This window comes from Dyadobacter arcticus (genome assembly GCF_011762185.1).
Taxonomy (GTDB): domain Bacteria; phylum Bacteroidota; class Bacteroidia; order Cytophagales; family Spirosomataceae; genus Dyadobacter; species Dyadobacter arcticus.
Window position 1 is genome coordinate 193,757 of the sequence record NZ_JAASQJ010000006.1, and the last position, 15,021, is coordinate 208,777.

Below are 15,021 nucleotides of genomic sequence, written 5' to 3' on the forward strand. Positions count from 1 at the left end.
TATTATTTTGTACTTTCACTTTCTATAAAACACATACCTGGTCACTGAGATTTCACCTAAAATGATGCGTGTAAAACTTTTACTTTCTGTATCTATTCTGTTCGCAATATCGACAGATATATACGCTCAACGCAAAGGAGCTAAGATTGAGGAAAATGAGGAGAGTTATAAAACATTCACCTCAGTAGGTATCTCAACAAATACAAACTCGGGCATTCTGGGCGGAGCAGTTTTCCGTCAGTCTTCTGCCCTGCCTTCCAAGCTATTTGGGAAAAACCAATACCGCTATCTTGCCCTTGAACTTGTTAACGTAAAACATCCTAAGGAGCTCTCAACCCAGGATTTTGTGACAGGCGCGAGGCTGGTATACGGAAAACAGAACTATCTGTTTGTTTTGAGACCGGAGTATGGCCGTGAGCTTACGTTATTTAACAGACATGAGGATGAAGGAATATCGATCAGCGGCATCATCGCTGCTGGGCCTTCACTGGGTTTGGAAAAACCTTATATGGTTCAGTTCCAAACCTCCGATGGGCGTGTTGTTACCGAACCTTTTGATCCTATTAAACATGCCGGAAGTTCTCAGACAACGGGAATTGTAGGCGCTGGAAGCTTTTTTCAAGGATTTGGCCAAACCAAAATTGTCCCTGGCCTGCACATTAAGACGGCAATGAGTTTTGAATTAAGCGCATTCAGAGAAAATGTTACCGGCGTAGAAATTGGTTTTATTGCTGAGGCATTTACCAGAAAGGTTGATATCATGGCTTTCGCCGAAAACAGGAGTTTCTATACATCCGGATATCTTACACTTTATTTCGGAAGCAAGAAAAAATAGTTTGTTATGATTGAATTACCAGTTATTCCATCGGAGCGTAAAAAAAGGCCCGATTGGTTAAGAGTAAAGCTTCCCGCCGGACCAGAGTTTCGAAAAGTGCGACAATTGGTCGATAATTATAAACTGCATACAATTTGCGAAAGTGGCAATTGCCCGAATATGGGTGAATGCTGGGGTGCAGGCACTGCTACCTTTATGATTTTAGGAAATGTGTGCACGAGAAGCTGCAGTTTTTGTGCTGTTGCAACAGGTCGTCCAAATGAATATGATGTGGATGAACCAAGGCGTGTGGCAGAAGCAATCAAGCTCATGCAAGTAAAACATGCAGTGATCACATCGGTAAACAGAGATGAACTGAAAGATAGAGGCGCTGAGATTTGGTATCAGACCGTCAGGCAAGTTAAAGAAAATACGCCTGAAACAACCATTGAAACGCTTATTCCCGATGTGAAAAACAATTGGGATGCTTTAATACATATGATTGAAGCAGGGCAGGAAGTAGTATCCCATAATATGGAAACAGTAGAACGTTTATACCGTGCGGTACGCCCTCAGGCTAAGTATGAAAGAAGCCTTGAACAGGTCAAAAGAACAAAGGAATTTGGTCAGCGCACTAAATCCGGTATTATGCTCGGTTTGGGAGAAACACAGGCAGAGGTTTATAAAGCGATGGACCATCTGGCTGAGAACGGACTTGATATCTTAACCCTTGGACAGTATTTGCAGCCAACCAAAATGCACCATGAAGTGATCGAATGGATCACCCCGGCCATGTTTGACAATTATCGCGAGGAAGGACTTAGAAGAGGCCTAAAATATGTAGAATCGGGCCCATTGGTACGATCCAGCTATCACGCGGAACGACATGTGAATGTTCCGATCTGAAATTGAATTGCCTAAAATGCAAACCCTGCTTAAAATGATTAAGCGGGGTTTTATATTTAGATGTACGCACTGTTCATTTCAGGATAGTAGGTACAATAACTTTTTGAGCCATTTTTATTTGGTTGTTGACTTAAAAAAATTCAATTTTGTTTTTTAAATCATACGCAGCCAGCATAGTTGCCGACGGGATTAACTTCTAACAATTTCAACATTTATGCCATACTTATTCACCTCGGAGTCCGTATCTGAAGGACATCCGGACAAGGTAGCAGATCAAATATCAGATGCGCTGATTGACAATTTTTTAGCTTGGGATACTAATAGTAAAGTAGCCTGCGAAACACTGGTAACAACGGGACAAGTAGTTTTGGCTGGCGAAGTAAAGACCAGCACCTATCTGGATGTACAGAAAATAACACGTGAAGTCATCAAGAGAATAGGATATATCAAAAGTGAATACATGTTCGAAGCGAATTCCTGCGGAATTCTCTCAGCCATACATGATCAGAGTGCGGATATTAATCAGGGTGTAGACAGGGCGGTAGTGTCTGAAAGCTTTGAAGATAAGGCAAATGCGCAGGGAGCGGGTGACCAGGGAATGATGTTTGGATATGCTACCAGGGAAACGGAAAATTATATGCCACTGGCATTAGACCTGGCCCACAAGATCCTGCAGGAAATGTCGTACATACGCAATAACGAGTCAGCCTTGATTCCCTATTTGCGTCCAGATGCAAAGTCACAAGTGACGATAGAATATAGCGACGATAACGTCCCTTTGCGAATCGATACTATCGTTGTTTCCACACAACATGACGATTTTGATGAAGAGGCAACAATGCTGGCGAAGATCAAACAGGATATTATCAACATTGTAATTCCGCGCGTTCAAGCCAAGCTTACTCCTGCAATACAAAAGCTTTTTACTGGCGATATTACATTTCACATCAATCCAACCGGCAAATTCGTGATCGGTGGGCCACATGGTGACACTGGACTTACGGGCAGGAAGATTATTGTAGATACTTATGGCGGAAAAGGAGCGCACGGCGGTGGTGCTTTTTCAGGGAAAGATCCATCCAAAGTAGATCGGTCTGCTGCTTATGCAACCAGACATATTGCTAAAAATATGGTTGCCTCCGGCCTTTGCGACGAAGTGCTTGTTCAGGTATCGTATGCGATTGGCGTTGCACAACCATGCGGATTGTATGTGAATACTTACGGCACTTCCAAGGTTGCTGATAATGATGGTGTTATCGCCTCTAAAATCAACGAGATTTTTGACCTGCGCCCTTACGCAATTGAGCAACGTCTCAAATTGCGCAATCCAATGTACTCCGAGACCGCTGCGTATGGCCATATGGGTAGGAAAAACGAAACGGTGACTAAATCTTTCAAAGGAGCAAATGGTGAGGAAAAAGAATTGGAGGTGGAATTATTTACCTGGGAGAAACTTGATTTTGTAGATGCGATCAAGGATAAGTTCTCAATCTGAAACTAATAATCCATTTAGTTTTCCATTACGCAGCACTTATTTTCTATATGGAATACCAAAAGATTAAATTCACAAATATCGAAAAAAGTACTTTTTTCCCAGTACTTAGACAGCGTGTAGATCAGTATTTTTCTAATAACAATCTTTGCAAATCAGGCGGACAGAAAATCATTTATAAGGCTTTCTTTATGTTAAGCCTATATCTTATCCCCTACGGAATGATCCTTTCCGGCTATTTCGCTAATGCCTCTATGCTCGGGTTGACAGTGATTATGGGTTTCGGAGTCGCAGGTGTTGGAATGTCGGTCATGCACGACGCGATCCATGGGTCATTGGCCACATCCAATATTCTCAACAAGTTTTTTGGCGCATCTATATATCTCCTCGGAGGCAATGCATACAACTGGGAAGTGCAGCACAACAGATTACACCACACCTACACCAACATTCACGAAGTTGATGAGGACATTACAGGTAAATTTCTGTTGCGACTATCCTACCAGGAAAAACAAAAATACATTCACCGTTTTCAGCATATCTATGCATTCTTTCTGTACAGCCTGATGACATTGTCGTTTTTGTGGAAGGACTTCAAAGAAATCTCTTTGTTTAACAGAATGTCTAAATCGGGGATGACTAAGCCCTTTCCGAAAACTGAATTGATCCGGTTAATCCTGACAAAAATAGCGTACGTGATGTTTATCTGCGTGATACCACTCTATTTTACATCTCTCACGTTTGGACAGTGGTTAATTGGGTTTTTAGTGATGCATGGAGTTGCAGGGATGATTCTAAGTACTGTTTTTCAAATGGCCCACGTAGTGGAAGGAGTAGATCAGCCTATGCCCAGCACATCTGGCAGCATTGAAAATGCCTGGGCAGTACATCAATTACAAACCACATCCAATTTCGCCGGAAAGAACCGATTTTTGTCCTGGTACATTGGAGGCCTGGATTATCAGATTGAACACCATTTGTTTCCTTCCATTTCCCACATTCACTACGATGCCTTATCCCCAATCGTGAGGGCCACAGCGATGGAATTTGGCCTGGATTACAATGCCAAAACGGGCTTTACCAATGCATTGGGGTCGCATGTGCGCATGCTCAGGAATATGGGGACCGCCTAAACATGCTCCTGCTCCTCTTCCAATTCACTTTCTCTGGCTACCCTATCAATCATTCTCATTTTCTCAAAGTTTTTAGGTCTTGAGAAGAATGTATAGATCGCTGGAATTACGTACAGAGTCAGTACGAGTGAGAACAGTAATCCTCCCATAATCACAATCCCCATCGACATCCGGCTTTTTCCTGCCGAACCCAGAGCCATTGCGATTGGTAAGGCTCCCAGAATGGTCGCCAGGCTTGTCATTAAAATGGGCCTGAAACGTAGCGTTGCTGCTTCGAGTGCCGCTTCCTGAATACTTCTTCCCTGTTCTCGCAGTTGATTGGCAAATTCCACAATCAGAATCCCATTTTTAGTCACCAATCCAATCAGCATGATCATTCCGATCTGACTGAAAATATTTAAGGTCTGATCGAAATACCATAGTGAGAAAACAGCGCCGCCAATTGCAAGCGGAACCGTGAACATAATAATAAAAGGATCAATGAAGCTTTCAAACTGCGCCGCGAGGATAAAATAGATTAATATTAGCGCCAAGAAAAACGAGAACATGGTATTGGAAGAGCTTTCCGCGTAATCCCTGGAAGAACCACTTAGTGCAGTCTGAATGGTTTCGTCATTCAACTTATCCCTGATCCTATCCATGGCAGCAATTCCGTCACCAATTGTCTTGCCGGGTGCCAACGCTGCCTGAATAGTAGCACTCATATACCGGTTATAGTGAAAAAGCTGCGGCGGGCTGCTTTCTTCATCCGCTCGCACAATGTTGTCCAGCTGCGCCAGATTTCCTGAACTCGTTTTCACAAACATACTTTTCAAATCCAGTGGTTCGTCGCGGTTACCCCTGTCGTACTGACCTATAACCTGATATTGCCTGCCATTCATCGTAAAATATCCAAAGCGCTGGCCAGCAAATGCCAGCTGCATGGTCTGGGCGACGTCCTGTACCGAAACGCCAAGCGATTTCGCCTTTTCACGGTCAATGGCAATCTGTATTTCAGGTTTACTGAATTTCAGATTAACATCCGTAATTGCAAATGTTGGATCATTGGAAACCTCCTCCATGAATTTGGGCAGGTACTCCCTTAATCTTTCGAAATCGGGCGCCTGAATAACATATTGAATGGGCAAGCCGCCCCTGGAATCAACAGAGATGGTTTGCTGCTGGACTACAAATGATTTTGCGTCTGGCATCTGCTTTAATTTCTGATTGATATGATCGGCTATTTCCTGCTGAGTCTCTTTTCGGAGTGTTTTATCAACAAGCGCTATCCTGCCACTTCCTGTGTTTGCAGCACCCAGTCCTGAATTCCCGGGAGAAGTAATCAGCATTAATCCTTTTCGGCCCGGCATGGAATCCATCAGCATTTGTCCCACATTCTGAACATACCTATCCGTAAATTCAAACGATGATCCCTCGGGAGCCGTCATATTGATCCTAAACCAGTTCCGGTCATCCAAGGGAGCAAGTTCCGATTGGAGGTCTTTTCCAAAAAACCAGATCATTCCAACCGTAATCGCCACCAAAGGGATCGCTACCCAACGCATCTTTAAAAATTTGCCTAATGCACTTCCGTAACTCTCGGTGATCATCACAAAAAACGGCTCGGTTTTTTCGTAAAACCAGCTTTTCTTAGGTGTCTTGCGAACAAGGTAGGCATTCAGCATCGGCGTCAATGTGAGCGACACAAAAGCAGAGATCAAAACTGCCGTGGAGATCACGATACCAAACTCCCTGAATAGTTTCCCGACAAAACCTTCCATGAAAATAACGGGCAGGAACACGGATGCAAGCGTGATAGAAGTTGATAAAACCGCAAATATGATCTCATTGGCCCCTTTTATCGCCGCCTCAATTGGCCCCATGCCCTGTTCTATCTTCTTAAAAATATTCTCGGTAACCACAATCCCGTCATCCACAACAAGCCCCGTCGCCAAAACGATTGCCAGCAGTGTGAGCACATTAATAGAAAAACCCATGACATACATCACAAAGAAAGTACCGATCAGCGACACCGGGATGTCAATCAAGGGACGGAAGGCAATCAGCCAGTCTCGGAAAAACAGGTAGATAATAAGGACAACCAATATGATGGCAATGAGCAATGTTTCGCCCACCTCTTCAATAGATCTTTCAACAAAAATGGTGTTGTCGATCAGTGTATCAAGCTGGTAATCTTTTGGAAGTTCCTTTTTAATGGCCGCCATCCGCTTGTTTACTTCTTCTGCTATGTCCAGATAATTAGCGCCTGGCATCGGCGAAATCGCAAGCCCGATCATGGGCACATTGTCCAGCCGTAGGATCGTCTCCTCATTTTCCGGACCCAGAATAGCGTAACCGATGTCTTTTAAGTGGATTGTTTGCGTGACCGAACTCTTGATGATCATTTCATTAAAATCTTCCTCAGTGCGGAACCGACCGATTGTTTTAACAGTAAGTTCCGTATTGTCACCTGCGATTTTTCCACTCGGTAATTCTACATTCTCCTTATCCAGCGCAATTTTTACGTCCTGGGTAGTAATTCCCAGGGAAGCCATTTTAATTGGGTCCATCCAGATCCGCATGGCATATTTTTTCTGACCGAAAATCCTGATCTCGCTCACCCCCTCGATCGTCTGCAGGCGCTGGGCAATCACATTTTCGGCATAGTCACTCACTTCAAGGTGCGATCTCGTATCACTTTTAAAAGTCAATACAATGATAGGCTCAGAATTTGCGTCGGCTTTGGCAACGACGGGCGGGCCGTCGATATCTAACGGCAATGTCCGCGATGCGGAACCTACTTTGTCCCTGACATCATTGGCCGCGCGCTCCATATCCACCCCAATGTCAAATTCAACCGTGATCTGGCTGGTACCCTGGCTGCTGGTAGAATTGATCGACTTGATTCCCTCAATACTGTTCAGCTGCTTTTCGAGCGGTTCTGTGATCTGGGATTCAATAATGTCTGCGTTGGCGCCGGTATAGCTTGTGCGAATGGAAACGACGGGCGGGTCAATGGAGGGAAACTCCCTCATTCCCAGGAACTTATAGCCAAGAAAGCCAAACAATATGATCAGCAGGTTCATGACGATTGCCAGGACCGGTCGCTTGATAGATAGCGTTGAAATACTCATATAAGGAAATGATTTGCTGAAATCCGATTGGACAATAATGCGATTCTGCTTCTCAATTCACCTTAACAGCCGCATTGGCCTTAATGGCAATAATTCCCGAGGTAATCAATGAGTCCCCAAGCTGTAAACCTTCAATCACCTGGATCTTCTTATCCGTACGAAGGCCTGTCGTCACCATTACTTCCTGCGCCTTGCCATTTTTGACAATAAAAACTTTTTTTCCCTTCAAAACTGGGACGATCGCCTCGGTAGGGATCATCATGGCCGCTTTGTTGGCATCCAGATCAGCGAGTACTTTTACAAACATGCCTGGTACAAACCTTCCGGTAGGGTTCTGCGCGATAGCCCTAACCCGCAAGGTTCTGAGATTTTCATCCACCTTTGGGTCGACTGCCAGGATTTTTGCATTATAGGTGGAAGGATCTCCGTCAAGGTTAAATTTTACCACATTCCCGATCCGTATGTTGGGTGTGTATTTTTCAGGAACAGTGAAATCAATTTTGACCGGATTGCTTTGCACAATGGTGACAATGGGCGTACCCGGTGCCATATATGCACCTTCGCTAATGTATTTAAGTCCTATCCTCCCGCTAAATGGCGCTCTAACCTCCGTTCTTGACAATTGAGCTTCAAGGATTTCCTTTTCAGCGTCCAGTATCCTGATGTTGTTAGAAGTAATATCATATTCTTCCAGATTAATCGCCTCCACATTTAACAACTTTTTCTGGCGCGCCTCCACTTTCCGGCTAAGCTCCTGATTATAAATCACTTTTTGCAGCTGCGCCCTTAATTCCCGGTCGTTGATCTTTGCAATAAGCTGCCCCTTGTTCACATAAGCTCCTTCCTGAATGTCGAGCTTAATTAGTTTGCCGGTTGATTCTGACATCAGGTTTACCTCCTCATTGGGCAGCACTGTTCCGGACGCAAAAATTTGATTCTCAATAGTTTCTTTACCTACAACATATACATTCACAGGCACCGCGCTTCCTCCCGGAGCTTTGGCGCTTTTGCCATCTGCGCCTTTTTTCCCCTCAGGGTTTTTATCATTGCCTGGCTTGGAAAACACAAATAATTTCCCAATGATCAGCACAATGATGACTACTCCTACCAGCATTATCGTACGCATAAGATGACCTTAAAATAAATTTCGTTCAATAAGAATACTATTTTATCATATTTCCAGAAATGCTCTTTTTAAAGATACTTCATATTGCACAAAGCGACAATTAGTTACTTTTATACTTTTCGGCTGGGTGCCGATTTGCACTAATCTATCCGCATTTCCAGCCTCCGTTGGGTAATCGGTCTGAGAAACATTGTTTCTTTCGTCTATATTTATTTCATTATAAATACCCTGCCGCTTTTTCTAATGAAGATATCAGCACCGCGCCTTTATTACTTTCTCACACTATTTATTCTCTCGTTGACTATGAATACTCAGGGTCAAAATGTTGTCAAAACTTATGATGCGCAATGGAAAGCCGTGGAAGCCTTCCAGGGAAAGGTGCTTTCTAAATCGGCCCTGGAAGAAGTAAAAAAGATCTACCAATTGGCTAAAAAGGAAAAACAAGAAGCCCAACTCATCAAGGCTGCCGTTTACATGATCATTGTACAGGGTGAAAATCGGGAAGATAATGGGGTAATAGCTATCCGTGAGCTAGAAGCCGAGCTGGCCAGTAGCACCGAACCTGCGGCAAGGGCCATCCTTAGCAGCCTGGTTGCAGACCAATATTATTTTTATTATCAAACAGTCCGCTGGCAGTTATACGACCGCACGGCGACTGTGGGTTACGTGAAAAGTGATATAAGTACCTGGGGTACGGAAGATTTTCATGCAAAAATTGCTGAGTTATACCTTGCTTCCATTCAAAACGAAAGCTTACTCCAAAAGACAAAACTGGCACCCTTTGAAGCAATTATCACCGAAGGAAATACGAGGCCTTTGCGCCCGACTTTATTCGATCTGCTCACTCATAATGCATTAAAATATTTTACTTCTGATGAAAGGGAAATTACAAAGCCTTCGTACGCATTTGAGATCAATACAGCGTCTGCATTTGACCCTGCTGCTGATTTTATTTATAGAAAATTTGAAATGAAAGATTCCACCTCGCTCGAATTTTTCGCAATTCAGCTCTACCAGAAATTAATCGCCTTTCATCTTAATGATCCAAAACCGGATGCATTGATTGATATTGACCTGCAAAGAATTCAATATATAAATAGCAAGTCTGTTCATCCGGACAAGGATCAGCTTTATCTCACGGCAATAAATCATGTGGCAGAACAGTATCAAAAAACGCCGGCAGCCGCACAGGCCTGGTATCTTCTGGCCGCCTACTACCAGAAACGTGGAGAGTTATTTAAGGTTGGCAGAGACTCGGTTCATCAATTTGAAAAGATAAAAGCTGTTGAAATATGCGAAAAAATCCTAAAAGAAAACCCGGAAACAGAAGGTGGTATCAATGCTTACAACCTAATAACTACCATTCGGCAGAAGGCACTTCAATTTTCTGCGGAGAATGTCAATGTTGTCGACAAGCCATTTCTTGCTTTTGTGGAGTTTAAAAACTTCACCAAGCTGTATCTGAGACTTGTGAAAGCAACTGACGAAATCCATATTAGTAAACGAAAAAATAGCATTGACGATACTTGGCGGATCCTGGCGAAAGCACCGGTTTTGAGGTCCTGGTCACAGGATTTGCCAGATACGAAAGATTATCAGCAACATGGTGTTGAGATAAAAGTAGATGGTTTGCCAGTGGGTGAATACGTGCTGTTGGCGAGTTCAACTGGCAACTTCAATGAAAGCAAAGCGATTATGGGTTCTCGCATGCTGTATGTGAGCAACGTCAGTTATGTTCGGAAAGAGAATGATTTTTTTGTTTTGGACAGGGATACCGGCCAGCCGCTGGGTGGCGCAAAGGTCCAGGTGTGGAACCAGATGTATGATTACGCTTCGCATAATTACAAGGAACGAAAGGGGAATTTGTACATCACGGACCAGAATGGGCACTTTAATAATAAAGTAGAAGTCGCCAACGAAAAAGTGGAAGGCCAGTCTCTGGAAATTACCTATAATCAGGACAGGTTGTTTATGAAGGAGCCTGTCGACACTTACTATAATCTGATCGACGTCGATAGCGGGGAAACCGGAGAGTCTGATAATAATGCCATTTATCTCTTCACCGACCGGAGCCTTTACCGCCCCGGACAGACTGTTTTCTATAAAGGAATCGCACGAAAAGGTAATACTGTTTCGACAGATCAAACGCGGAAAATTCAAGTCGTCCTGCAAAATGTTAACAACGAATCCGTTGAGGAGACGACGAAGAATGTCAATGAATACGGGAGTTTTTCGGGTTCATTTGTGCTTCCGCAAGGTACGCTGAACGGCCAGTTTTCTATTGAGGCAGATCTTGAGCATGCCATTTATTTCCGCGTGGAAGAATATAAGAGACCTAAGTTCTCTGTCGAATTTGACACATTGAAAACTTCTTACAAACTCAATGATACCATTAAAGTCACCGGCATAGCGACAGCCTACGCAGGAAATACCATTGACGGCGCAAAAGTATCTTACCGGGTTGTTCGTAAAGAACGAATCATTTATTCCTGGTTTTACCGCGATCGGTATCCTGTCTCGAGAATTCCAATGGAAATCGCTCATGGAGAGAGCATTACGGATGTTTCCGGCCGGTTTTCTGTCACTTTCGAAGCCATTCCAGACAAGCAGACTGATAAAAAACTCGAACCGATTTTCGATTACACCATTCACGCCGATGTGACGGATTCCAATGGCGAAACCAGAAGTGCGGAGACGAATGTTTCGGTAGGATACAAATCCATTTTATTAAAAGCGGACATTCCCGAAAAGGTTGCGGCCGACAGTCTCAAAAATCTATCGGTCCGCACAGAAAACATGAATGGGAAATTTGTATCGTCCGATATTACGGTTAAAATATTCAGTCTAATTCCTGAAAAAAGATTGATCCGCAAACGCTACTGGGAACGTCCTGACTTATTTGTAATGACTAACACGGAATTCATAGCAAATTTCCCGCATGATGAATACGATAAAGAAACGGAAATAGAAAGCTGGCCGGAACAGAATTTAATCTCACAACAAACCACACGACTTTCTGAAAATCAAAAATTCCCGCTGGCAGGCGTCAGGTTTACGCCGGGTTTTTATAAAATTCAAATCACAACAAAAGACGAAAACGGGGACGAAATAAAGGATTTGAAATACATTGAACTTACAAACCCCGAAAGCAACAGACTGTTACGGCCCCAATATTTGTATACAGAAGGCAGCTCCTCCATTGAACCGGGCGAAAAAACGAGTATCCAACTGGCAACTTCGGCCGACCATATCTTTGTAATAAGCAATTCCACCAAAATGCCAAACCCAAAGGCGTACTCATTTCTGGAATTAAATGATCAGAAAAAAACCCTGGATTCCTCTGCTACCGAAGCCGACCGGGGCGGATATGGGGTATCCTATGTATTCATAAAACATAACCGCATTCACCAGCATCAGGAAGTGATCCAGGTTCCGTGGACGAATAAGGACTTGAAAATTAGTTACGAAACATTCCGGGATAAGACATTGCCGGGAAGTAAGGAGCAATGGAAAATCAAGATCTCGGGATATAAAAAAGACAAAGTTGCAGCGGAAATGCTGGCAAGTATGTATGATGCGTCGCTCGATCAACTTTACACGCATCAATGGACAAAACCTGATCCGTGGCCGGTTTTATCTGGGATACCACCGTGGAATGGCAATGAAAATTTTGAATCCAAAGACGCTGACATACTCGACCTTGCATTCGGTTCTTACAAAAGTTTTGAGAAGAGGTATGATGAGTTGCTGAGCACTTACTCCATGATGAATAACCGTTTAGCTCGCGGCGGTGGACGGAATGTGAGGTATAAAAGAAGTATGGTAGGAAGTGCAACTGAGACCAAACGGGATCAGGAAGGATTAGCCAGCCCGGCCGCTGCCCCTATGATGATGATGGATTTGGATCAATCGGCTTTGAATGAAGTCACAAAGGTTGGTGATGGTGATCAAGATAAAAAGGAACAATCTTCGCAAAGCACTAATAAGCGAGCTGGGAAGGGAGTAACAATCCGCAAAAACTTCAATGAAACCGCATTCTTCTACCCGGACCTGAAAACCGATGCAGACGGATCCATCATATTTTCATTCACGCTCCCGGAAGCACTTACCCGTTGGAAGTATCAGGCGCTGGCGCATACGAAAGAACTGGCCATTGGATACAGTTCCAAAGAGATCATTACCCAAAAGGAATTAATGTTGCAGCCCAATGCACCCCGTTTTCTTCGAGAAGGCGACCATATCACATTTCCAGCCAAGATCGTAAACCTTTCGAATCGTGCATTAAAAGGAATGATATCTCTTCAACTGTTTGATACAGAGACAAATCAGCGTGTTGATGATTTATTCAAAAATGGAAAGCCAGAGAATCCATTTGACATCCCGGCTGGACAGAGTATGACCGTTGGATTCCCAATTGAAATTCCAAAAGACTTTACTAAAACACTTACCTGGCGGATCGTCGCCAAATCAGAAGCATTGTCGGACGGCGAAGAGAACATTCTGCCCATTTTGTCCAACCGAATGCTGGTAACCGAAAGCATGCCAATTTCAATGCGCGGGACTGGAAGTAAAGACTTTAAATTTGAAAAGCTGCTGCATTCAGCGAATTCGAATACGCTGAAAAATAAGTCGTTAACAGTGGAATATACCAGTAACCCTGCCTGGTACGCGATCCAATCGTTGCCATTCCTGATGGAATATCCCTACGACTGTGCCGAGCAAACCTGGAACCGTTATTACGCCAATTCACTTGCTGCGTATATAGTTGGGAGTTCGCCGCGTATTGGAAAAGTTTTCGAAAGCTGGAAAATTGTCGATACCACAGCATTGCTGAGTAATCTGGCGAAAAATCAGGAACTGAAATCAGTCCTTTTGGAAGAAACGCCTTGGGTACTGGCCGCCAAAACCGAGGCGCAGCAGAAAAGGAACATTGCATTGCTTTTTGATATGGTCAGAATGGGTAATGAATTGAATGCTGCTTTGGATAAATTAATCCAGTTACAAAGCGCAAATGGCGGTTTCGTCTGGTTCAAAGGCGGCCCGGACGATCGCTACATGACGCAATATATTATCTCGGGTATTGGGCATCTAAAAAAAGTGAATGCATTGCAAAAAGATCAGGAAGAACGGATCAATGCGATCCTGAAAACTGCCTTTCCTTATCTGGATAAAAGGATCAGGGAAGATTATAATCTGCTCGTGAAATCAAAAAGCAATCTCAAAACATATGTTCCCGGGCCGATTCAGATTCATTATTTGTACATGCGAAGCTTTTTCCCTGAGGTACCCATTGCCGCAACTTCGCTCCCAGCCTATCAGTATTTTAAGGAAAGATCGAAGCTTACCTGGATTAACCAACCCAAATATCTGCAAGGCTTAACCGCATTGGAACTTCATCGCGGCAACGACAAGACCGTCCCAAAGGCTATTCTCAAATCGTTGAAAGAAACGGCTGTCGTTACCGAAGAAATGGGAATGTACTGGAAAACCGCCCAAAGAGGCTGGTGGTGGCATGAGGCACCCATTGAGCGTCAGGCATTGCTGATTGAGGCTTTTCAGGAAATTGAGAATGACCCCAAAACAGTCGATGATCTTAAAACCTGGTTGCTCAAAAACAAGCAGGTCAGCAATTGGGAGAGTACGAAAGCCACAGCCGAGGCTTGCTATGCATTACTTTTGAAAGGATCCGATTGGCTTTCACAGGAGCCCGAGGTGACAATTAACCTTGGAAGTACGGTTTTGAAAGCATCCGGGAATTCAACCGAGGCGGGCACAGGTTACTTTAAGAAAATCATCGAGGCTGAACAAATTAGCGCTTCCATGGGAAATGTAAAGATTCAAGTCAGCGATCCAATTAGCCTTTCCTTTCCACCATGTCCGGCACCAACCGGCTCGGGCGAACCCACTTGGGGCCTGCCCGGCTGGGGCTCCATCTACTGGCAATATTTTGAGGATTTGGATAAAATCACCTCAGCCGAAACACATTTAAAACTATCCAAAAAGCTCTTTATCGAAAAAAATACGGACAATGGCCCTTTGCTCTCGCCAATAAATGAAGGAGATGTTGTAAAGATCGGCGATAAAATCAAGGTCCGCATTGAACTTCGGGTCGACAGGGATATGGAATATGTTCACATGAAAGATACGCGTGCATCGGGTCTGGAACCGGTAAATGTGCTGAGCGGATTCAAATGGCAGGGCGGTCTGGGTTACTATGAAAGCACGAAGGATGCAAGCACAAATTTCTTTTTCAGCAATTTAAGCAAAGGCACTTATGTGTTCGAATATCCGCTATTCGTAGCCCACGAAGGCGATTTCAGCAACGGGATTACGAGTATTCAATGCATGTACGCGCCTGAGTTTTCGGCGCATAGTAAAGGGGTGAGGGTGAAAGTAAATGGGAGGAAATGATGATCTCTAAAATTCTTATCTTTAAC

General features: G+C 43.9%; 7 protein-coding genes. 5 read left to right on the forward strand and 2 right to left on the reverse strand.

Annotated features, from left to right (window positions below; all coding sequences use genetic code 11):
- Positions 1-61 precede the first annotated feature (61 nt).
- The 4 genes from FHS68_RS24500 to FHS68_RS24515 all read left to right on the forward strand — a co-directional run bounded on the left by FHS68_RS24500 (position 62) and on the right by FHS68_RS24515 (position 4,345).
- Complete coding sequence (locus FHS68_RS24500; RefSeq protein ID WP_167276321.1) at positions 62-835, forward strand: hypothetical protein; 774 nt, start codon at positions 62-64, stop codon at positions 833-835.
- A gap of 6 nt (positions 836-841) precedes the next feature.
- On the forward strand, positions 842-1,720 hold the full coding sequence (gene lipA, locus FHS68_RS24505; protein ID WP_167276323.1) for a lipoyl synthase: 879 nt from the start codon (positions 842-844) through the stop codon (positions 1,718-1,720).
- Positions 1,721-1,934: 214 nt separating this feature from the next.
- Positions 1,935-3,215, forward strand: a complete 1,281-nt coding sequence (gene metK / locus FHS68_RS24510) for a methionine adenosyltransferase (RefSeq protein ID WP_167276326.1) — start codon at positions 1,935-1,937, stop codon at positions 3,213-3,215.
- Between the two features lie 47 nt (positions 3,216-3,262).
- Complete coding sequence (locus FHS68_RS24515; RefSeq protein WP_167276329.1) at positions 3,263-4,345, forward strand: fatty acid desaturase family protein; 1,083 nt, start codon at positions 3,263-3,265, stop codon at positions 4,343-4,345.
- On the opposite strand, the gene FHS68_RS24520 is transcribed toward FHS68_RS24515, so the two are convergent.
- Positions 4,342-7,458, reverse strand: coding sequence for an efflux RND transporter permease subunit (locus FHS68_RS24520; RefSeq protein ID WP_167276331.1), 3,117 nt, complete (start codon positions 7,456-7,458; stop codon positions 4,342-4,344). The two genes, FHS68_RS24515 and FHS68_RS24520, sit on opposite strands and share 4 nt — an antisense overlap.
- A gap of 52 nt (positions 7,459-7,510) precedes the next feature.
- Positions 7,511-8,584 carry an efflux RND transporter periplasmic adaptor subunit gene (locus FHS68_RS24525; RefSeq protein WP_167276334.1) on the reverse strand — a complete coding sequence of 358 codons (1,074 nt, stop codon included), beginning with the start codon at positions 8,582-8,584 and terminating at the stop codon, positions 7,511-7,513.
- Between the two features lie 303 nt (positions 8,585-8,887).
- On the opposite strand from FHS68_RS24525, the gene FHS68_RS24530 reads away from it, so the two are divergent.
- Positions 8,888-14,995, forward strand: coding sequence for an alpha-2-macroglobulin family protein (locus tag FHS68_RS24530; RefSeq protein ID WP_229212049.1), 6,108 nt, complete (start codon positions 8,888-8,890; stop codon positions 14,993-14,995).
- Positions 14,996-15,021: the final 26 nt, after the last annotated feature.

What these genes read in the sequence shown, in the direction of transcription:
- FHS68_RS24500 (WP_167276321.1), top strand. Translation starts at nt 62, where the DNA reads ATGATGCGTGTAAAACTTTTACTTTCTGTATCTATTCTGTTCGCAATA.
- lipA (WP_167276323.1), top strand. Translation starts at nt 842, where the DNA reads ATGATTGAATTACCAGTTATTCCATCGGAGCGTAAAAAAAGGCCCGAT.
- metK (WP_167276326.1), top strand. Translation starts at nt 1,935, where the DNA reads ATGCCATACTTATTCACCTCGGAGTCCGTATCTGAAGGACATCCGGAC.
- FHS68_RS24515 (WP_167276329.1), top strand. Translation starts at nt 3,263, where the DNA reads ATGGAATACCAAAAGATTAAATTCACAAATATCGAAAAAAGTACTTTT.
- FHS68_RS24520 (WP_167276331.1), bottom strand. Translation starts at nt 7,458, where the DNA reads ATGAGTATTTCAACGCTATCTATCAAGCGACCGGTCCTGGCAATCGTC.
- FHS68_RS24525 (WP_167276334.1), bottom strand. Translation starts at nt 8,584, where the DNA reads ATGCGTACGATAATGCTGGTAGGAGTAGTCATCATTGTGCTGATCATT.
- FHS68_RS24530 (WP_229212049.1), top strand. Translation starts at nt 8,888, where the DNA reads ATGAATACTCAGGGTCAAAATGTTGTCAAAACTTATGATGCGCAATGG.